The 20,208-nt window shown below is 64.9% G+C and carries 18 protein-coding genes, 1 tRNA gene and 1 pseudogene; 13 read left to right on the forward strand and 7 right to left on the reverse strand.

All coding sequences use genetic code 11. The annotated features are described in order from the left end of the window. Positions 1–9: 9 nt before the first annotated feature. Positions 10–1,254, reverse strand: coding sequence for a CdaR family transcriptional regulator (locus QF047_RS07655; protein ID WP_306634119.1), 1,245 nt, complete (start codon positions 1,252–1,254; stop codon positions 10–12). Between the two features lie 157 nt (positions 1,255–1,411). Beyond that, complete coding sequence (gene aceE, locus QF047_RS07660) at positions 1,412–4,153, reverse strand: pyruvate dehydrogenase (acetyl-transferring), homodimeric type (RefSeq protein WP_307275305.1); 2,742 nt, start codon at positions 4,151–4,153, stop codon at positions 1,412–1,414. Between the two features lie 427 nt (positions 4,154–4,580). On the opposite strand from aceE, the gene QF047_RS07665 reads away from it, so the two are divergent. The 7 genes from QF047_RS07665 to QF047_RS07695 all read left to right on the forward strand — a co-directional run bounded on the left by QF047_RS07665 (position 4,581) and on the right by QF047_RS07695 (position 9,559). After that, on the forward strand, positions 4,581–5,000 hold the full coding sequence (locus QF047_RS07665) for a DUF3052 domain-containing protein (RefSeq protein ID WP_306634115.1): 420 nt from the start codon (positions 4,581–4,583) through the stop codon (positions 4,998–5,000). Further along, positions 4,997–5,491, forward strand: a complete 495-nt coding sequence (locus QF047_RS07670) for a peroxiredoxin (RefSeq protein ID WP_307275310.1) — start codon at positions 4,997–4,999, stop codon at positions 5,489–5,491. The genes QF047_RS07665 and QF047_RS07670 overlap by 4 nt, the downstream gene beginning before the upstream one ends. Before the next feature lie 6 nt (positions 5,492–5,497). Beyond that, the gene (locus tag QF047_RS07675) at positions 5,498–6,418 is read left to right on the forward strand and encodes an NAD-dependent protein deacetylase (protein ID WP_307275313.1); all 921 of its coding nucleotides are present in this window, start codon (positions 5,498–5,500) and stop codon (positions 6,416–6,418) included. Positions 6,419–6,525: 107 nt separating this feature from the next. Continuing rightward, positions 6,526–6,601, forward strand: a tRNA-Val gene (locus tag QF047_RS07680). A 98-nt stretch (positions 6,602–6,699) separates the two neighbouring features. After that, positions 6,700–6,990, forward strand: a complete 291-nt coding sequence (locus tag QF047_RS07685) for a hypothetical protein (protein WP_307275315.1) — start codon at positions 6,700–6,702, stop codon at positions 6,988–6,990. A 269-nt stretch (positions 6,991–7,259) separates the two neighbouring features. Next, positions 7,260–8,057 carry an IclR family transcriptional regulator gene (locus QF047_RS07690; protein ID WP_307275317.1) on the forward strand — a complete coding sequence of 266 codons (798 nt, stop codon included), beginning with the start codon at positions 7,260–7,262 and terminating at the stop codon, positions 8,055–8,057. Positions 8,058–8,212: 155 nt separating this feature from the next. Then, the gene (locus QF047_RS07695; protein ID WP_307275319.1) at positions 8,213–9,559 is read left to right on the forward strand and encodes an MFS transporter; all 1,347 of its coding nucleotides are present in this window, start codon (positions 8,213–8,215) and stop codon (positions 9,557–9,559) included. 190 nt (positions 9,560–9,749) lie between these two features. Here the strand turns inward: QF047_RS07695 and QF047_RS07700 are convergent, their stop codons facing one another. Beyond that, the gene (locus QF047_RS07700) at positions 9,750–10,814 is read right to left on the reverse strand and encodes a D-2-hydroxyacid dehydrogenase (RefSeq protein WP_307275322.1); all 1,065 of its coding nucleotides are present in this window, start codon (positions 10,812–10,814) and stop codon (positions 9,750–9,752) included. 64 nt (positions 10,815–10,878) lie between these two features. Here QF047_RS07700 and QF047_RS07705 point away from each other — a divergent pair. From QF047_RS07705 to QF047_RS07715, 3 genes and pseudogenes are all read left to right on the forward strand, one after another. Next, positions 10,879–11,806 (forward strand): annotated as a pseudogene (locus QF047_RS07705) (NAD(P)-dependent oxidoreductase). Further along, entirely contained in the window at positions 11,803–12,573 is a 771-nt protein-coding gene (locus tag QF047_RS07710; protein WP_307275324.1) for an SDR family oxidoreductase, read from the forward strand. Before QF047_RS07705 ends, QF047_RS07710 begins: the two are co-directional and overlap by 4 nt. Continuing rightward, complete coding sequence (locus QF047_RS07715; protein WP_307275327.1) at positions 12,573–13,628, forward strand: L-idonate 5-dehydrogenase; 1,056 nt, start codon at positions 12,573–12,575, stop codon at positions 13,626–13,628. Before QF047_RS07710 ends, QF047_RS07715 begins: the two co-directional genes overlap by 1 nt. Before the next feature lie 13 nt (positions 13,629–13,641). On the opposite strand, the gene QF047_RS07720 is transcribed toward QF047_RS07715, so the two are convergent. Further along, a complete protein-coding gene (locus QF047_RS07720) occupies positions 13,642–14,367 on the reverse strand; it encodes a FadR/GntR family transcriptional regulator (RefSeq protein ID WP_306634096.1) in 726 nt (241 codons plus the stop codon). Between the two features lie 200 nt (positions 14,368–14,567). On the opposite strand from QF047_RS07720, the gene gndA reads away from it, so the two are divergent. After that, entirely contained in the window at positions 14,568–16,004 is a 1,437-nt protein-coding gene (gene gndA / locus QF047_RS07725) for an NADP-dependent phosphogluconate dehydrogenase (protein ID WP_306634095.1), read from the forward strand. Between the two features lie 113 nt (positions 16,005–16,117). On the opposite strand, the gene epsC is transcribed toward gndA, so the two are convergent. From epsC to msrA, 3 genes are all read right to left on the reverse strand, one after another. Continuing rightward, on the reverse strand, positions 16,118–16,702 hold the full coding sequence (epsC, locus tag QF047_RS07730) for a serine O-acetyltransferase EpsC (RefSeq protein WP_306634093.1): 585 nt from the start codon (positions 16,700–16,702) through the stop codon (positions 16,118–16,120). A 40-nt stretch (positions 16,703–16,742) separates the two neighbouring features. Then, entirely contained in the window at positions 16,743–17,678 is a 936-nt protein-coding gene (gene cysK / locus QF047_RS07735) for a cysteine synthase A (RefSeq protein WP_307275333.1), read from the reverse strand. 65 nt (positions 17,679–17,743) lie between these two features. Further along, the gene (msrA, locus tag QF047_RS07740; protein ID WP_306634090.1) at positions 17,744–18,268 is read right to left on the reverse strand and encodes a peptide-methionine (S)-S-oxide reductase MsrA; all 525 of its coding nucleotides are present in this window, start codon (positions 18,266–18,268) and stop codon (positions 17,744–17,746) included. Positions 18,269–18,368: 100 nt separating this feature from the next. Here msrA and QF047_RS07745 point away from each other — a divergent pair, with 100 nt between their 5' ends. Together QF047_RS07745 and QF047_RS07750 are read left to right on the forward strand one after the other, a co-directional pair. Beyond that, positions 18,369–19,307 (forward strand): Nif3-like dinuclear metal center hexameric protein, encoded by a 939-nt coding sequence (locus tag QF047_RS07745; protein ID WP_307275337.1) that lies wholly within the window; start codon positions 18,369–18,371, stop codon positions 19,305–19,307. Between the two features lie 148 nt (positions 19,308–19,455). After that, a complete protein-coding gene (locus QF047_RS07750) occupies positions 19,456–20,199 on the forward strand; it encodes a zinc ribbon domain-containing protein (protein ID WP_307275339.1) in 744 nt (247 codons plus the stop codon). Positions 20,200–20,208: the final 9 nt, after the last annotated feature.

The raw sequence follows: 20,208 nt of genomic DNA on the forward strand, positions 1-20,208 counted from the left end.
TACAACGCCTCAGGGCTGGTTCCGCGACGGATGGCGCTCTGCGGCAGCTTTGGGCGGGGCTGAAAGACGGCCGACCACGAGGGCCGCCTGGAGGACAAACGCCTCCCGCGGCAGGAGCGGATCCCAGCCGGTGACGTCACAAACCCGCTTCAGGCGGTACCGCACCGTGTTGGCATGAACGAAGAGTTCCCGGGCCGTTGCCTCCAGGGAATGGCCCAGTTCCAGGTAGGTCCCGAGGGTTTCCACCAGCCCGTTGGAAGCTGCCAGGAGCGGCCGGTAGATGTTTTTGACCAGGGAGCGGCGGGCGGCGTCGTCACCGGAGATCACGCGTTCCGGAAGGAGGTCATCGGCGGCAACAGGGCGCGGGGCGGACGGCCAGGCGCGCGCGGCAGTCAGCCCGGCGAAAGCGGACTGGGCCGAACCGCTGGCCTCCAGCAGGGATCCGGCTTCCGGGCCGTACACCACCGGTCCGGGGGCAAACATGTCGCTGAGCTTCAGGTAGGCGGTTTCCCGGTCGTGGACGCCGCCCAGGATCAGGATCAGCCGGTCACCCTGGATGCCCACCAGCGCATCCTCCGCGTAGCGGCCTGCCATCCGCCGGAGCTCGCTGACGTAGCTGGCGCTCGGCTCTGACGGGGAATTTCCCACCATTACCGTAAACCGCTCCTGCGCCTTCCAGCCCAGCGCGGCGATCCTGGAGCGCAGGGCATCAGTATTTTCACCGCGCAGGATCGCATCCACGATGAGGGCTTCCAGCCGCGTGTCCCAGGAGCCCCGGGATTCAGCCGCGCGCGCGTAAACGTCCGCGGCCGCGAAGGCCACCTCGCGGGAGTAGCGGAGCACGGCCTCGCGGAGGGACGGCTGGTCAGCTTCCGGCGCTATCACCGGAACCTGGTCTTCCACCACCTCCACTACGATCCGGATCAGCTGCAGCGCCTTCTGCAGGCTGATGGACCGGGTCAATTCCGTGGGGGCCGTCCCAAAGACGTCGGTGAGGATCCATGAGGGCGAACTGGGGCGCTCGTACCAGGTAACAAAAGCAGCAATACCGTTTTGAGCCACCATTCCCAGTGCGGAGCGCTCGTCCGAACTGAGCCGGCTGTACCAGGGCAGGGATTTTTCCAGCTCCCGCATGGTGGTGGTGGAAAGCTGGCCCACGTTGGCACGCAATTTCTTCAGGGTTTCGGACTTCTCCGGAGTGACCTTGGGCGGGGTCTGTTTGCGCTTCGCGGACGGGGTGGCTGGTGCTGGCATGCTTTGAGCATACGGCCACTGCCCGGCAAGCTCCATTTGTGCGAAGGCTACAATCCGGGTAGTTGTGCGTCACAGCCCGTCCACTGCAGAACGGACGACGGCGGCCCCCGCCTTTCGGTGGGGGCCGCCGTCGCGGTTACCGGGTTTCCGGCAGAGGCTAGGCCTCGCCGCCCGCGTTGCCGGTGGAGCCGGCATTGACGTTGTGCAGCCGGTACTTGTCGATCGCCTTGACCGGGGCCTGGGCGTCAACCTCGCCGCGGCGGGCCAACATCTCCAGCGAACGCACCACGATGGAGTGGATGTCGTTTTTGAAGAAGCGGCGGGCTGCGGCGCGGGTGTCGGAGAAGCCGAAGCCGTCGGCGCCGAGGGTGGCGAATTCGTTGGGGACGAACTGGCGGATCTGGTCGGGGACTGCCTTCATGTAGTCCGAGACGGCGACGACGGGGCCGGTGGCGCCTTCGAGCTGCTTGGTCACGAACGGGACGCGGGCCGGCTGGCCGGGGTTGAGGAAGGCTTCCTCTTCGGCGGCCATGCCGTCGCGGCGCAGCTCGTTCCAGGACGTCACGGACCAGACGTCGGCGGAAACACCCCAGTCATCAGCCAGGAGCTGCTGCGCTTCCAGTGCCCAGGGCACCGAGACGCCGGAGGCCAGGATCTGGGTCCGGGGACCGTCGATCTTTGCCGGGGCGAGCAGGTAGATGCCCTTGATGACGCCTTCGACGTCCAGCCCCTCGGGTTCGGCGGGCTGGGTGATCGGCTCGTTGTACACGGTGAGGTAGTACATGAGGTTCCGGTCTTCCGATTCCGGCCCGTACATGCGTTCCAGGCCGCTCCGGACGATGTGGCCCATTTCGTAGCCGAAGGCGGGGTCGTAGGTGACTACTGCCGGGTTGGTGGAGGCCAGCAGCGGGGAGTGGCCGTCGGCGTGCTGGAGGCCTTCGCCGGTGAGGGTGGTCCGTCCTGCGGTGGCGCCGATGATGAAGCCGCGGGTCATTTGGTCTGCTGCTGCCCAGAAGGCGTCGCCGGTGCGCTGGAAGCCGAACATGGAGTAGAACACGTAGACGGGGACCAGGGGCACGCCGTGGGTGGCGTACGCGGTGCCGGCGGCGGTGAAGGCTGCCACGGCGCCGGCTTCGTTGATGCCGGGGTGGATGAGTTGGCCCTGCGCGGATTCCTTGTAGGCCAGGACAAGGTCCCGGTCCACGGACAGGTAGTTCTGTCCCTTGGGGTTGTAGATCTTCGCGGTGGGGAAGAACGCATCCATGCCGAAGGTCCGGGCCTCATCAGGGATGATCGGGGCGATGTGCTTGCCGAACTCCTTGTCCCGCATCAGGTCCTTCAGGAGCCTGACGAAGGCCATGGTGGTGGCGGCCTGCTGCTTGCCCGAACCGCGCTTGGCCACCTCGTAGGACTTCGCGTCCGGCAGGGTGATCTCCGCGTGCTTGGACCGGCGTTCCGGTACCGACCCGCCCAGGGCCGCACGGCGCTCCATCATGTACTGGATTTCCGGGGCGTCCGTACCGGGGTGGTAGTACGGCGGCTGGTACGGGTCTTTTTCGAGCTGCTCATCCGTGACCGGGATCCGCAGGTGGTCGCGGAACTTCTTGAGGTCGTCGAGGGTGAGTTTTTTCATTTGGTGGGTCGCGTTGCGGCCCTCGAAGTGTGGTCCCAGTCCGTAGCCCTTGACGGTTTTGGCGAGGATGACGGTGGGTTTGCCCTTGAACTCGGTGGCGGCCTTGTACGCGGCGTAGACCTTGCGGTAGTCGTGGCCGCCGCGTTTGAGGTTCCAGATCTGGTCATCGGTGAGGTCCGCGACGAGGTCTTTGGTGGCGGGATCCTTGCCGAAGAAGTGTTCGCGGACGAACCCGCCGGATTCGGCCTTGTAGGTCTGGTAGTCCCCGTCGGGGGTTTCGTTCATGATTTTCACCAGCGACCCGTCGGTGTCGCGGGTGAGCAGGTCATCCCATTCCCGGCCCCAGACGACCTTGATCACGTTCCAGCCGGCACCGCGGAAGAACGCTTCGAGTTCCTGCATGATCTTGCCGTTGCCGCGCACCGGCCCGTCCAGGCGCTGGAGGTTGCAGTTGATCACGAAGTTCAGGTTGTCCAGGTTCTCGTTCGCGGCGAGCTGGAGCAGGCCGCGGGATTCGGGCTCGTCCATTTCCCCGTCGCCCAGGAACGCCCAGACCTGCTGGTCGGAGGTGTCTTTCAGGCCCCGGTTGTGCAGGTACCGGTTGGACTGGGCCTGGTAGATCGCGTTCATCGGCCCGATACCCATGGACACGGTGGGGAATTCCCAGAAGTGCGGCATCAGGCGCGGGTGCGGGTAGGAGGACAGGGCGTGGCCTTCGCGGGATTTTTCCTGCCGGAACCCGTCCAGGTCCTCCTCACTGAGGCGGCCTTCCATGAACGCCCGGGCGTACATGCCGGGGGAGGCGTGGCCCTGGAAGAAGACCTGGTCCCCGCCGCCGGGGTGGTCCTTGCCGCGGAAGAAGTGGTTGAAGCCCACCTCGTACAGGGTCGCAGCCCCGGCGTAGGTGGAGATGTGCCCGCCCACGCCGATGTTGGGCCGCTGGGACCGGTGCACCATCACCGCGGCGTTCCACCGCATGTACGCCCGGTACCGGCGCTCGTACTCCTCGTTGCCCGGGAACTCTGCTTCCTGGTCCACCGGGATGGTGTTCACGTAATCGGTGGTGGTCACCATCGGCACCCCAACGCTCTGCGCACCGGCACGCTGCAACAGGCTCCGCATGATGTATTGGGCACGCTCGGTACCCTGTTCCCTGATCAACGAATCCAGGGACTCAACCCACTCGGCGGTCTCTTCCGGATCACGATCAGGCAGCTGGTTAGTCAACCCGCTGAGGATATGGGAGGTATCTTCTCCTGCAGCCACGTCCAACCTCTCTTTGCGCGCATTTGATGGCGCACTCAGGCCGGGCAGGGTGACCGCCCGGCGTATATACGCCGTGTGCGACGTATCGGTTACAACAGCCCGGTCATGTGTGCCGGGCAGGGTCCTAGCTTCCTACGTCTGCATTGGAGTTACAGGGTTGTTGCCCCGCAGGCATAGTTGTCACCTGCCACTCTAACTCTCACCTCAGCGCGATGCGTAGCCGCGGCTTGGGCGGCCCTGTTGTATTTCGCCGTCATACTGGTTGTGTGACGAAAAGCCGCTGCGAGGCGGGCTTGACCGTCCGGGTGTGACGCAGAATATGCCTGTACCCGGGGGCGGCAGCTTGAAGCGCAGGCACAAAGGGTGTTGGCTTGGGAGTAATGGAAATCACTATGCGCACTGCATATATGAGGCATTGGAGGAACACGTGAGCGAGGCCGACGCCGCCACTTCGGTAAATGTGGCGGAAAAATTGGGTTTCAAGAACGGGGATCTGATTCAGGAGTTCGGTTACGACGACGACGTCGATTTCGACTTGCGTGACGATATTGAGGATCTCACCGGTTCCGAGCTGCTGGATGAGGACGACCACGACGTAGCGGATGCCGTCATCTTCTGGTGGCGCGACGGCGACGGGGACCTCGTGGACAGTCTGATGGATTCGTTGACCACACTCAGCGAAAACGGCGTTGTCTGGGTCCTGACTCCGAAGTCCGGCAGGGACGGCTACGTTTCACCGGCTGACATCCAGGAGGCCGCCCCAACAGCCGGCCTGCACGTGACAACCTCGGCCGGCGTCTCCAAGGACTGGAGTGCAGCCCGCCTGGTGATGAGGAAAAACAAGTGACGGCAGCGCTTGGCGCTGCCCCTGCAGCTGTGCCTGCGCTGGGCGGGCCGGCACCTGACTTCGAGCTGGCCAACCAGTTCGGCGAACCTGTGCGGCTGTCATCCTTCCGCGGCCAGAACGTAGTCCTGGTGTTCTACCCGTTCGCCTTCTCAGGCATTTGCACGGGGGAACTGTGCGAGATTCGGGACAACCTGGCGCTGTTCGAGGACGCAAATGCCACGGTTCTGGCCGTGTCCGTGGACAGCAAGTTCAGTCTGCGCGCTTATGCCGCGCAGGAGGGGTACACCTTCGATTTGCTGGCAGATTTCTGGCCCCACGGTGACGTCGCCACTGCCTATGGCGTCTTTGACCCGGGCAGCGGCATGGCCAAGCGCGGTACGTTCATCATCGACGCCGCCGGTCATGTCCGCTACTCCGTGGTGAATCCCCGTGGCCAGGCCCGTGACCTTCAGGAATACCGCGACGCATTGGCCGGCCTGGGACAGGCCTGACCCGGCATGGAACAGCGGCGCGCGGGGGTCGGCCTGACAGGCTTCGCGAGCATGCCGCCGGTGGCTGCAGCCAATCCCTCCGATGAGGAGCGCCGGACCCTGCTCCAGATCCGCGATGTCCTGGCCGGCAGCCGGTTTGCCCTGCTCACCGGTGCGGGACTGAGTACCGACTCCGGAATACCGGATTACCGCGGGCCAGGTTCGCCGCCGCGTTCGCCTATGACCTACCAGGAGTTCGTCAAGGACGCCGCGAACCGTCAACGCTATTGGGCCCGGAACCATATTGGCTGGTCCCACCTGCGGCACGCAGACCCGAACCAGGGCCATTATGCCGCTGCCGAGCTGGAGCGGCGCGGCTACCTCACCGGGCTGATCACCCAGAACGTTGACCGGCTGCACGAAGACGCAGGCAGTGTCAACGTGGTGGACCTCCATGGCAGGTATGACCAGGTGGTGTGCCTGGGGTGCCACCGGACCTATTCCAGGCGCCTCCTGGCAGGCGTGCTCGAGGAGTTGAACCCGGAGTTCCTGTCCCGCGCGGAGGAGTCAGGCCTCGTGGAAATGGCACCCGACGCAGATGCCACCGTTGAGGACCAGTCGCTGATCAGCAGTTTTGTTGTTGCCGTCTGCCCTGCCTGCGGCGGAATCCTCAAGCCGGATTTTGTGTACTTTGGCGAGAACGTGCCCAAGGACCGGGTTGAACGGTCGTACCGGATGGTTGACGAGGCGCATGCCCTGGTAGCCGCCGGATCGTCGCTGACGGTGATGAGCGGGCTGCGCTTCGTCCGGCATGCCGCCAAGGACGGCAAGCCGGTCATCATCATCAACCGCGGGCCCACGCGCGGGGATGACAAGGCCAGCATCAAGCTGGAGGCCGGCGTCAGTGAATCCCTGGCTTGGCTTGCCGCTGAACTTCCGCCCCTCTAGGAGCGGCCCGGAAGCGTACGGGCACGCCGATTCGCGTTTGGAGCCATGGGTCGGGTAGAGTCTATGTTCGTTGGTTGCGGCGCTGAAGCGCCGGATTCAGCCGCTTTGGGTCTTTAGCTCAGCTGGTAGAGCGCCACGTTTACACCGTGGATGTCATCGGTTCGATCCCGGTAGGACCCACCAGGAAACCCTGTTGTTTGCGCCCCACGGCGGAAACAACAGGGTTTTTTCATTCTCTGCCCACCGGCGGAAATGTCGGTGCCCGGCCTTAGCTTTCAGGCATGGAACATGTGATGGTGCGGACGGGAATCAACGGAACGCCGACGACGGTGATCAGCAAGGGGCGGGAATGGGCCGTGGGTGCCGAACCGGTGCGCTGGTTTGAGCGGCTCAACTGGTGGGAGGTTAACCGGAGGATGCCCAAAGGCCTTGGCCGCGTGGATGTGGAGGTCCTGCAGGTTCAGGTGAGGTTGGGTGGCAACAGGAGCTCTGCTTTGACCACCATGCTGCTGGAACGGGACGGACTCGGCGGTGGATGGCGGCTCCGGGAAGCGGTGTCAGACGCCGCGTGAGGGCTTCCGGGCGGGTTGGCGGACCCGCCGTGGCGTGGTCCGGGCATTGGAAAACCCTCCACCGCGACTATTGGGGGATGCCGCGGTGGAGGGCCTGAGATGAATATACCGTGAACTGCCGGAAACATGAAGCTCTGCCGAAAGTGTGTCGGAGGCCGTGCCGTGAAGCCGGGGATTACTGGCCGGCCCACACGGCAGAGCCATTATGATGGTTAGTGTTCAGCTGAATGAACAGCACGACCAGCGCAGGCACCTATATAAGGAGAATCATGGCCGATTCCCGCAACTCCCGATCCTCTGACGGGCTGGGAAGCGCCTCGCCGGCCCCCGCCGTCACCCGTGCCGCCGCAGTACTGGACGCCCTCGCTGCATCGGCAACCGGAAGACTGACGCTTAGTGACCTTGCCCGCGAGTTGGGAATCCCCAAGTCCTCCACCTCCAACCTGCTCCTGGCGCTGGAAGAAGCCCGCCTCATCAGCCGGCAGGGGGCGGAGTTCACCCTGGGCCGCAAGCTCGTGGAACTCGGGGCGGCCTACCTGAGCCGGCTGGACGAGGTGCAGGAGTTCTACCGGTACTGCGAGCAGGCACCCACCCTTTCGGGTGAAACAGTGCGTATCGCCATGCTTGATGGAACCAACGTCATCTATCTGGCCCGCTACGAAGGGCATCCTGCTGTCCGGTTGACGTCCAATATTGGAGACAAAATGCCGGTTTCCCTCTGCGCGGTGGGAAAGGCCCTCATTGCCCGGCTGCATGACCACGACATCGATGACATGTTCAGTGACGATGCTGAGTTGCCCGTACTGACACCGAAATCAATCCGGACCGGCGCGGAGCTTAAGGCACAGCTGCACACCATCCGAGAACAGGGTTACGCCTTCGAGGACGAGGAGTCCACCACGGGCGTAGTGTGCCTTGCGGTCTCGGTTCCCACCCGGGGTGCGCATGGTCCAAGCCTGGGACTATCAGTAACGGCATTGAAGGCCACCTATACGCAGGAACAGGGCTCCCAGATGGTCAAGGAACTCCGTGAGCTGGCCCGTTCGCTCGGCAGCCCCATGGGCTAACAGGCCGGGCCGCTGACCAAAGACAAAATAATACCTTCGCCCGCTTGCCGACCGTTCAACTTGCTGTACTCTGTTCAATATAGTGATCGGCACGACATGTGCTGTCGCTGACCCACCAGGCCAACGGGGGCCTGGAGAGTGATGAGGGAGTTCTTGTGACAACTCGTACTAAAGCACCGCAGGCTGAGGACGGCGCCGTCGTCGACTCGGACCAGCTGCGAAGGGCAACTCTTGCCAGCTCCGTAGGCTCCGCATTGGAGTATTACGACTTCTACATTTACGGCCTCGCCTCGGCGCTGATCTTCGGGCCGCTGTTCTTTGCTCCGCTGGGGGAAAGCGGGGCTGTCATCGCCTCCTTTGCAACCTACGGCGTCGGCTTTGCCGCCCGTCCCTTCGGTGGCATCGTCTTCGGCTACATCGGGGACCGGTTCGGCCGCAAAATGGTCCTGATCCTCACCATCGGCCTGATGGGCATGGCAAGTTTCGCCATCGGCCTGCTGCCGACATTCGAACAGGCGGGAATGCTGGGTGCAGTCCTCCTGGTAGCTCTGCGCATCATCCAGGGCCTGGGGGCCGGGGCTGAGCAGGCCGGCGCCACCACGTTGATTTCTGAAGTTGCGCCGCGCCGGCGTCGCGGTTTCTTCGCCTCCCTGCCGTTCGTCGGCATCCAGTTGGGCACCCTCCTGGGCGCGGGCACCTTTGCACTGATGGCCCTGGCGGACAAGACCGTGCTGCAGGGCTGGCTCTGGCGGGTACCGTTCCTGGCGAGTTTCATCCTGATCGTGATTGCCGTCTTCATCCGCCTCCGGCTGAAGGAGACTCCCGTCTTCCAGGAACTGGAGAAGCACAAGGCCGTGGTGAAGAACCCGGTGGGCCAGATCTGGAAGCACTCCAAAAAGAATGTCCTGGTGGGCATCGGCCTGCGCATGGGTGAAAACGGCAACTCCTCCATCTACTCCGCGCTCCTGGTTTCCTTCATCAGCATGCCTGCCGGCGTCTTCGCCGGCGATAAGTTCATCGGCCCCACGGGCCTGCTGATCGCTGCCGCCTTCGCAGCAGTCATGGTGGTCACCTTTGGCGCCCTCTCCGACCGGTTCGGCCGCGTCCCCGTGTACAGGTACGGTGCCCTGTTCCAGGCAGTGATCGCACTTCCGGCGTTCTACCTGGTAACCCTGGGCAACGTCACGCTTGTCTGGGCGGTCATGGTGGTGGGCATCGCCCTGGGCGTGCAGTCCATGCTGGGCCCGCAGTGCGCGCTGCTGCCGGAACTGTTCGGATCCCAGCACCGGTTCACCGGCGTGGCGCTGAGCCGCGAACTTTCAGCCGTCCTGGCCGGCGGCTTCGCCCCGATGATCGGCGTCGCACTACTGGCTGCCACCAACCATTCCTGGCTGGTCCCCGCCATCTACTCACTGGTGCTGGCATCGATCTCCTTCGCCACCACCTTCTTCACTCCTGAAACCAGGGGGAGGGACCTGGTGCTGGTGGAAGACGCCGGCTAGGCTTTCACTGCACTAACGGGCGGCTTCCCCTGACGGGGAAGCCGCCCTTACGCATGTCCGCAGAATGTCCGCATCCCCGCGATCACCCAATGTGGCGTGGCCGGGGTGGGACGAGGAAGGCCCCGGCCGGTTCCTCGTTGGGGGAACCGGCCGGGGCCTTAGTGGAAGTGGAGCGTGTGGAAGTGCAGGCCTAGTAGAAGTGCACAGTGTCCACGAGGTGGGGCAACTCCCCGCCGGCCAGGAAGATCCGGAGGTTACCGCAGAACCGCTCGGCGATCAGTCGGTTCTCGGCAGCGCTGAGGGCGGATGTGTGCGGTGAAACCAGCACCTTGGGGTGATGCCACAGCGGGCTGTTCCGGGGGAGCGGCTCCACCGCGAAGACGTCCAGGCAGGCGTAGGATACCTGCCCGTTGTCCAGGGCTTCAAGCAGTGCTTCCTCGTCCACCACTGTTCCCCTGCCGACGTTGACGAAAACAGTGCCGGGCTTCATGGCAGCGAAGATGTCCCGGTTGAAGAGCTTTTCCGTGTACGGCGTGCCCGGCAGGGTATTCACCACGGCGTCGGCGCCGGCAAGGAGGGCTGGAAGGCCGTGATTGTCCGAGACCTCCTCGATTCCGTCCAGCGGCTCCACGCTCCGCTTGGTGCCGCTGACCTTCATGCCCAGGGCGCGCGCCAGGCGGGCAGTCTCAAGGCCGATTTCGCCAAGGCCGGCCACAACCAGCCTGGAACCGCTCACCAGCCGTGTGGGGGTCCGAAGCTCAGGCCAAACCTTGGCTTCCTGGTCCCGCACCAGTTCGGCCGTGCGCTTGAAGCCGTTCAGGATTCCCATGGTGGCAAACTCGGCGAGGGGGAGCGCATGGACCCCCGCGGAGGTTGTCACTTTGAACTTCTGCAGCGTCTCCTGGTCCAGCCCGGAGGCTTTTACCGCACCGCCGGCTCCCGCTGCCATGGCATGGACCCATTGGAGATGCGGATTCCCGGCCGCAACCCTGGCGAGTCCCGCCGGGCTCTCGTTCGGAAATCCGTAAAGGACCTGGGCGCTGTTGATCATCGCCCAGTAGCGTTCCTCCTGGTCAGGGGAGCGCTGGAAGCCGGGGTCCCCGGCATGGTCCGCCGGGAACCGCTCCGGGGGCAGGAGCTCCGGCTCGTAGAGAACAGTGATGGATGGGTCAACGGCGCGGATGCGTTCCACGAGCTCAGCTTCGAGCGGGACGGCAATGGCCACAGTTGTCTGCGAGGTCATAGTGTTCATCATACTGAATAGCGGCTAGGATATTGAACACTTCTCTTGATGAACACGACGATGTGAGGCTGGGCAAATGCAGGATAGAAGGGCGGGTTTTGTAGGCCTGGGACTGATGGGCCTGCCGATGGCAGCCAATGCCATCAGCAAGGGATGGCAGGTCACTGGCTGGAACAGGTCGCCGGGCCCCATGCTCGAGCTGCAAAAGCTCGGCGGCGCCCGCGCGGAACAGATTGCAGACATGCGCGACCTCCCGGCCATCATCTTTATGCTTCCGGACCTCGCCCATATCGAGGAAGGCGGCCGCCGGGCTGCTTTCCAGCTGGGAAAGCAAGCCGCCGGCACCCGGCACCATCGTCCTGGTGACGAGCAGCGTTTCGCCCACAGGAGTGAAGGAATTCGGCCGGCGCATCGCGGCGCTGAGCCTTGGCAATGCGCAGGTAGTGGACGCTCCGGTCAGTGGAGGAACACAGGGTGCCTTGGACGGCACCCTCGCCATCATGGCCGGCGGGGACGGAGGCGCCTTCCTGCGTGCCGAACCCCTGCTGCGCTCCATGGGTACCACGGTGCGGCATCTGGGCCCGCTCGGGGCAGGGTCCCTCGCCAAAGCTTGTAACCAGCTTGTTGTAGGAACGACGACGGCGGCGCTCGCCGAAGCCGCCGAACTCGCCGAGCGCTCCGGGCTGGACCCGGCTGAGCTCTTCGAGGTCATGCGGGGAGGACTTGCCGGCAGCCGGGTGCTGGACATCGTCGGCCCCCGGCTGGTCAGCAAGGATTACACTCCCACCGGGCCGGCAAAATTCATGCACAAGGACCTGTCCTTCGTCCTGGAAGCGGCCCGCGTTTCCGGGACCGCAGTTCCCATGACGGACGCCGGCGTCGAACTTTATGCAGAGCTGAAGCGCCAGGGCCTCGGCGACCAGGACCTCGCCGTGGTGCGCCTGGCCATCTCCCAACTCAGCCATACAACCGCGGAAGCGGCGGAAGGAACAGTACATTCATGAGTTCTCTTTTTGACCTGACGGGCCGGGTTGCGCTGGTGACGGGTTCGAGCCGGGGGATCGGCAATGCGCTGGCCCGGGCGTTGGCCGACGCCGGTGCAACGGTGGTGCTGAACGGCATCAATGGGGAGCGGCTTAAGGATGCGGCGGCGGCGATGGCTGTCGACTTCGCCCCCGGCCGCATCCACAGTGTCGCCTTCGATGTGACGGACGACGCCGCGGCGGCCCGGGGTGTTGCGTGGGTGGAGGAGCAGGTGGGGCCGCTGGAGATCCTGGTGAACAATGCCGGGATCCAGCACCGGGTGCCGATGCTGGAGTTGGATGTGAAGGACTGGGAGCGGGTGATCTCCACGAACCTGACCAGTGCGTTCCTGGTGGGCCGGGAGGCGGCCCGGTTCATGATTCCCCGCGGGCACGGGAAGATCATCAACATCTGTTCGGTGCAGACGGACCTGGCCCGGCCCACCATCGCCCCGTATGTTGCGGCGAAGGGCGGGCTGCGGAACCTCACCCGTGCCATGACCGCGGAGTGGGCGGGGTCCGGGTTGCAGATCAATGGGATCGCGCCGGGGTACATCCATACCGAGATGACGCAGAACCTGGTGGACGATGAGCAGTTCAATTCCTGGATCCTGGGCCGGACCCCGGCCAACCGGTGGGGCACGGTGCAGGACCTCGCCGGCCCGGTGGTGTGGCTGGCCTCCAGCGGGTCTGACTTCGTGAACGGGCAGACGATTTTTATCGATGGTGGAATGACGGTGGTGGTCTGATGACACTGGATACAGCTTTCCCCGTTTCCGGTCCGGCGGTGGTGGCCCACGCCGCCAACGATCTGCGGATCGACGAACTGGCCCTTACCGCACCGGCCGCCGACGAGGCCGTGATCGAGGTGCACTACGGGGGCATCTGCGGCTCGGACCTGCATTACTGGCTGCACGGCGCGGCCGGTGAGTCCATTCTGAAGGCGCCGCTGGTGCTGGGGCATGAGATTTCCGGGACGGTGGTCCGTGCCGCGGCCGACGGGACCGGGCCCGCCGCGGGCACCCCCGTGGCGGTCCACCCCGCCACGCCCGGCCCTGGTGCTGCCCGGTTCCCGGCGGACCGGCCCAACCTTTCCCCGGGCTGCACCTACCTGGGCAGCGCGGCGCGGTTCCCGCACCAGGACGGTGCGTTCAGCCGATACGTGAACCTGCCCACGCGGATGCTCCGGCCCCTGCCGGACAGTATTGACCTGCGCACCGCGGCGCTGATTGAGCCCGCTTCCGTGGCCTGGCACGCAGTCGCGCGGGCGGGGGACGTGGCCGGCAAGACGGCGCTGGTGATCGGCAGCGGCCCCATCGGCGCGCTGGCCGTCGCGGTCCTGAAAGGGACCGGCGCGAGCCGGATTACCGCCGTCGACATGCATAACCAGCCGCTGGAAATCGCCAAGGCCGTGGGCGCGGACCACGTGATCACCGCCGGTGACGCGGGGGCGATCGCCGCGGTGGAGGCCGACGTCGTGATTGAATCCTCCGGCAACCACCACGGGCTCGCCTCGGCCATCCAGGGCGCAACCCGCGGCGGCACCGTGGTCATGGTCGGGCTGCTGCCCACCGGCCCGCAGCCGGTCCTGATCTCCCTGGCCATCACCCGGGAACTTGAGCTGAAGGGCTCGTTCCGGTTCAACGACGAGATCGACGACGTCATCGCCGCCCTCGCCGACCGCTCGCTTCACATCGAGCCCGTCATCACCCACGAATACCCCGTGGAACAGGCACTCGAAGCCTTCAGCGTGGCCCGCAACTCCGCAGAATCCGGAAAAGTCCTCCTGCGCTTCACGTCCTGACTGGCGGTTGGGGTCAGCGGCGCACCGGGATGAAGACGCGCGGCTGCTCTGTCCAAGTGTCGGACATCTGGGTCATGGTGCGGCGCATGATCCGGTCCGAGGCCTCACGGGCGGCGGGAGCGTCACCCCTGGAAATAGCCTCTGCGACATCCACGTGCCATTGAAGGGCGGCCTCGTGGGGATGGTCCGGCATCAGTCCGTGGACGGTGCGTCCGGTCAGCGTCTCGGCAACCTGTCCCATCAGGTTGGCGAACATTTCATTGCCCGAACCGGAGAGCAACAGGGAATGAAACTGGATATCCAACTCCAGGAAGCGTGGCACCTCACCGTTGTGGCCGGCGTCGCGCATTGCATAGGCGACATCCACCAGCTCCAGGCGCAGCGGCGCGGGCGCGTTCTGGGCGGCGAGTTCAGCTGCCGCGGGTTCGACGGCGGCACGCAGCTCGGCCAGTGAGCGCAGCTGCGCCCCGCGGGCGTCGCTGGCCAGACGCCACCGGATGACCTGCGGGTCGAAAGGGTTCCAGCGGCTGGGTGGCAGCACCCGGATGCCCACCCGCTTGGTGGTTTCCACCAGGCCCAGGGACTGCAGGACGCGGACGGCTTCGCGGACAACCGACCGCGAAACCTTCAGCTCGTCCTCCAGCTGCTCCGCCAGCATCACGTGGCCAACGGGCAGGTTGCCCGAGACGATGCGCGCGCCAAGATTCTCGATGGCACGGTGGTGCAGGCTGGTGGTCATGGTCCTAAGCCTAGTGCGGCCACATGCCCGGACTGCCTTTTGTGCTGGACGGTCAGTGACACAAAAGGTTCCAATAGGTGGGCGTTACTTTTCTGTGACCGCCCGAATATATATGCTTTATTCAGACCCTCGGTCTGCAACCGTGCTTCCACGCAAGGGAGCCGCTGCACATCCATCGCACAGTATGAATTGGAGTTTTGATGTCTGCACACATCGGTGTCACCGGCCTTGCGGTGATGGGCGCCAACCTGGCCCGCAATCTCGCCCGGAACGGCTTCACGGTCGCACTGCACAACCGGTCCGTGGAGAAAACCGACGCACTGCTCGAAAAGCACGGCTCGGACGGCGACTTTGTCCGCACCGAAACCCTGCAGGAACTGGTCGACTCCCTGGAGAAGCCCCGCCGCGTGCTGATCATGGTCAAGGCCGGCAAGCCCGTTGACTCCGTCATTGAACAGCTGGAGCCGCTGCTGGAAGCCGGCGACATCATCATCGACGCCGGCAACTCCCACTACGAGGACACCCGCCGCCGCGAAGCCGCGCTGGCCAAGAAGGACCTGCACTTCGTGGGCGTCGGCGTCTCCGGCGGCGAAGAAGGCGCCCTGAACGGCCCCTCCATCATGCCGGGCGGTTCCAAGGAGTCCTACAAGGCCCTCGGCCCGCTGCTGGAAAAGATCTCCGCCAAGGTGGACGGCGAACCGTGCTGCGCCTGGGTGGGAACCGACGGCGCCGGCCACTTCGTGAAGATGGTCCACAACGGCATCGAATACGCCGACATGCAGGTCATCGGCGAAGCCTTCGACCTGCTGCGCTCCGGTGCAGGCATCGAGCCGGCGGAGCAGTCCAAGATCTTCACCGAGTGGAACAAGGGCGATCTCTCCTCCTTCCTGATCGAAATCTCGGCAGAGGTCCTGGGCCACGTTGACGCCAAGACGGGCAAGCCGTTCGTCGACGTCGTGGTGGACGCCGCCGGCCAGAAGGGCACCGGCCGCTGGACGGTCATCTCCGCACTGGAACTGGGCTCCCCGGTCTCAGGCATCGCCGAATCCGTGTTCGCCCGGGCGCTGTCGTCCCAGGCAGGCCAGCGCAAGCTCGGCCAGGAACTGCTCGCCGGCAATGAAGCCTCCGTCGAGATCCCGGAGACGTTCGTCGAGGACGTCCGCCAGGCACTGTACGCCTCCAAGCTCGTCTCCTACGCCCAGGGCCTGGACATGCTCACGTCCGCCGCCAAGGAATACGGCTGGGACCTGAAGCTGGACGAGATCGCTTCCCTGTGGCGGGCCGGCTGCATCATCCGCGCCGAACTCCTCAAGGACATCACCAAGGCCTACGCTGCGGACGAGAAGCCGGCCAACCTGCTGTTCGCCCCGGCCTTCACCAAGGCCATCGCCGAGGCTGTCCCGGCCTGGCGCCGTGTTGTGGCCACCGCCGTGCAGCTGGGAATCCCGGTGCCGGTCTTCTCCTCGTCGCTGGCCTACTACGACGGACTGCGCCGCAAGCGCGTTGCTGCCGCCCTGATCCAGGGCCAGCGCGATCTCTTCGGCGCCCACACCTACGGCCGTGTTGACGCCGAAGGCACCTTCCACACCCTTTGGGGCGAGGACAAGTCCGAGATCGAAGCAGTGGACACGCACTAACGCCACTCCGCGGCAAAGCGAACGGCCGGCGGTTCCGGGATTTCTCCTGGAACCGCCGGCCGTTTGGCTTATCTGTGTGCCGGCTTAGGCAGCGGTAAGGCCGCCACGAACTGTCAGATCCGGTACTCGATGTCGTATTCAGCCGGGTCCACTGCGGGTTTGGTTTCCCGCTGGGCGTCCCGGTGGCGCCATTTGGCGGGCACGCCGGTGACGATGGATTCCGGCGGCGCGTCCTTGACCACCACCGCGTTCGCGCCCACGGCACTGTCCCGGCCGATGGTGATCGGGCCGAGGATTTTGGCACCGGCGCCGATGGTCACCCGGTCCCCAATGGTGGGATGGCGCTTGATCCGTGCGAGCGAGCGTCCACCGAGGGTGACGCCGTGGTAGATCATTACGTCTTCGCCGATCTCCGCGGTCTCACCGATGACCACTCCCATGCCGTGGTCGATGAAGAACCTCCGGCCGATCGTGGCACCCGGATGGATTTCGATGCCGGTCCAGGACCGGCCCAGCTGGGAAAGCAGCCGCGCCGGAAACCGCAGGCTGGGTGTCTGCCACAGCCGGTGGGTCAGGCGGTGGATCCAGATGGCGTGCAGGCCGGAATAGGCGAAAAAGTTCTCAAAAGAACCTCGAGCCGCCGGGTCGTGGGACCGGGCGGCGTCGAGGTCTTCCTTCAGTCTTGCGAAAAAGCCCACAAAGTTCTTTCTACAGGAAACGGGCGGAGGGTGGTTCTAATCAGCCGCGGATGTCGTCATACAGCACCGTGGAGATGTAACGCTCGCCAAAGTCGCAGACCACGGCCACGATCAGCTTGCCCGCGTTCTCCGGGCGCTTCGCCAGTTCAAGGGCGCCCCACACGATGGCGCCGGAGGAGATGCCACCCAGGATGCCTTCCTTGACGCCGAGTTCCCGGGCCACGCGGACGGAGTCCTCAAGGGTGGCATCCAGGACTTCGTCGTAAACATTGGTGTCCAGGATTTCGGGAACGAAGTTGGCGCCGATGCCCTGGATCTTGTGCGGGCCGGGTGCGCCGCCGTTGAGGATGGCGGAGTCCTTCGGTTCGATGGCGACGATCTGCACGCCGGGCTTGCGTTCCTTCAGGACCTGGCCAACGCCGGTGACGGTTCCGCCGGTGCCGATGCCGGCAACGAAGATGTCCACGGCGCCGTCCGTGTCGGCCCAGATTTCCTCAGCGGTGGTGCTGCGGTGGATCTCGGGGTTGGCCTCGTTGGCGAACTGCTGTGCCCAGATCGAGTTCTCCGTGCCGGCCACAATCTCCTGGGCCTTCTCCACGGCGCCGCGCATGCCCTCGGAACCCGGGGTCAGCACAATCTCGGCACCAAAGGCGCGCAGCATAACGCGGCGCTCGGTGGACATGGTCTCCGGCATGGTCAGGATGACCTTGTAGCCACGGGCAGCACCCACCATGGCCAGGGCGATGCCCGTGTTGCCGGAGGTACCTTCCACGATGGTTCCGCCGGGCTTCAGGGCACCTGATTTCTCCGCCGCGTCCACGATTGCGACGCCGATGCGGTCCTTCACGCTGTTGGCCGGGTTGTAGAACTCGAGCTTGACCGCAACCGTTGCATCCAGCCCCTCGCTGAGCCGGTTGAGCTTAACGAGCGGGGTGCCGCCCACCAGCTGGGTCACATCGTCATAAATCCGTGCCATGTAGATACGCCTATCTCGTCAAGGGTGAATACTGAGGTCAGCCTAACGAGGCCGCGTAACACCCGCTAAGCGTTAAGCCATGCAGAGTAATATTTCCTGGCCTTCGCGAGCTTGGGGTTGATGATCACCTGGCAGTACCCCTGCTCCGGGTGCTTGGCGTAGTAGTCCTGGTGGAATTCCTCGGCGACGTAAAACCGGGGGAGGCGGCTGACTTCAGTGACGATGGGATGCGCCCACAGGGCCTGGTTCCGTTCGATGGCTTCCTCGAACAGGATCTTCTCTTCGGTGGTTTCGTAAAACATCGACGAGCGGTATTGCGTGCCCACGTCGTACCCCTGGCGGTTGAGGGTGGTGGGGTCATGCAGGGCGAAGAACATGTCCAGGATGACCTCCGCCGGGATGATGTCCTCGTCGAACGTCACCGCCACCACCTCGGCATGCCCGGTGGTGCCATTGCAGACCGAGTAGTAGTCCGGGTTGGGATCGTGGCCCCCGGTGTAGCCGGACACCACCGAGCTGACGCCCTTGGTCTTCTGGTAGACGGCGTCAAGGCACCAGAAGCAGCCTCCGCCTAAAACAAAAGTTTTCATGACCTCTTCAATGGTTGGCGGGACCGGATGATTCCCGGGCCATCCACCAGCCGCGCCTAAAGGCGCTGCCCGGACGCTGTGATGGGGTAAAACTAAGACTATGGAACCTGTGGACACCGACGTTACCGGCCAGGAGAAACACGACGGCGAGAATCACGACGGCGGCGCACCTTCCGGTGAGGAAGCGGCGGTTGAGCGGCCCCAGGCTCCCACGCTGGGCGAGCTGCTCCTGGCCGTTGAGGAACTGTGGCCGGAGTCCCTGGCGGAGAACTGGGACGAAGTGGGCCTGGTGGCAGGGCACCCGTCCACACCCGTCACGCGGGTCATGTTTGCCGTGGATCCCACACTCGAGGTCATCGATGAGGCCGTGGCATGGGGTGCCGAGCTCCTGATCACCCACCATCCGCTGCTCCTCAGGGGGGTCACCACAGTGGCCGCCACTACTCCCAAAGGACGGGCGGTCCACCGGCTTATCGAGTCCGGCACTGCCCTGCTGACCGTTCACACGAATGGTGATTCCGCCGTCGGAGGTGTCTCCGATGTCCTCGCGGACGCTCTGGGCCTGCAGGACGTGGCCCCGCTCACTGTTGCCGCAAACGGCCTCCCCGAAGAAGGGATCGGACGCGTGGGGGACCTGGCCGAGGCCATGACGCTGGGTGATTTCGCCGCCCGGGTCTTCGGCATCCTGCCCTCGGTCGCCGGGGGAGTGCGCGTTTCGGGGGACAAGGACGGCCTGGTGCGGCGGATTGCCGTATGCGGCGGCGCGGGAGACTCGCTCTTCAACGAGGTACGCGCCAGCAACGCAGATGTTTACGTCACTGCGGACCTGCGCCACCACCCCGCCTCCGAGGCCCGGGAAGCTGCGTTGAACGGCAGGCCCTACCTGGTGGACGTCTCGCATTTCGCCAGCGAATGGCTGTGGTTGCCCGCCGCAGCCGCGGCCCTGGGCAATGTCCTCGCTGACCAGGGCCACGACGTGGAAATCCAGGTCAGCACCACCAACAGTGATCCCTGGGACTTCATCCTGACTCCGGGCTGAGCCTGGCGTCCGAAGTCCGCCGCCGGGCCACACCCGCGGTAATCCGGAAAGGGGCTCAGCGAGGCAGCCGAGCAGGCCAGGCGCTAGAGTCTAGGAAGCGCCGGTACGGTGCCCGGCTCCGGCCGGCAGGGAGCAAGCGGAGGTAACAGTGGCGAAGGCAGCACCGGCGGAACAGTTGAAGTTGCTTGAGCTGCAGGGGCTGGACGCCAGGCTGAAGTCACTTGCAAACCGCCGCCGCACGCTGGAGAACGATCCCAGGATCAAGGACCTCGAAGCCGCTCTTTCCGTCGCCAACGGTGAGCTCGGGGCCGCCAAAGTGGCCGTGCACGACGCCGAGGCCGAACTGAAGCGCGCCGAGGCGGATGTGGAGCAGGTTGCTTCGCGGATTGAACGGGACGAGGCGCGGCTAAACAGCGGCACTGGCCTGTCCAAGGACCTCGTCGCCCTGCAGAAGGACATTGTCTCCCTGAACAAGCGCCGCTCGGACCTTGAGGACGTGGAACTCGAAGTCCTCGAGAGGCTTGACACGCTCCGCGCCAAACAGGCGGCACAGCAGGCGATTGTGGACGACATCCAGGGATCCTTCGGCGGCATCCGCGCCGAGCTGGACGCTGCGTTGGCCGAGGTGGAGGCGGAAGCCGCCGGGCTGCGCACCAGCCGAGCCGAATTCGCGGCCGGGCTCGATGCCGGCCTGGTGGCAGTTTACGAAAAGACCCTGGCCAAGCGTGGCGTGGGGGCAGCCCGGCTGTTCCACGGCACCTCTGAAGCCTCCGGAATGAAGTTGAGCCCCGGCGATCTCGCCGAGATCAAGGCCGCTGCAGCGGAGGACATCGTGTTTTGCCCTGATTCCGGCGCCATCCTGGTCCGCTCGGAGGAGTGGGGCCTGACTTAGCGGGTCGAA

The organism is Arthrobacter sp. W4I7, assembly GCF_030816215.1.
Lineage (GTDB): Bacteria > Actinomycetota > Actinomycetes > Actinomycetales > Micrococcaceae > Arthrobacter > Arthrobacter siccitolerans_A.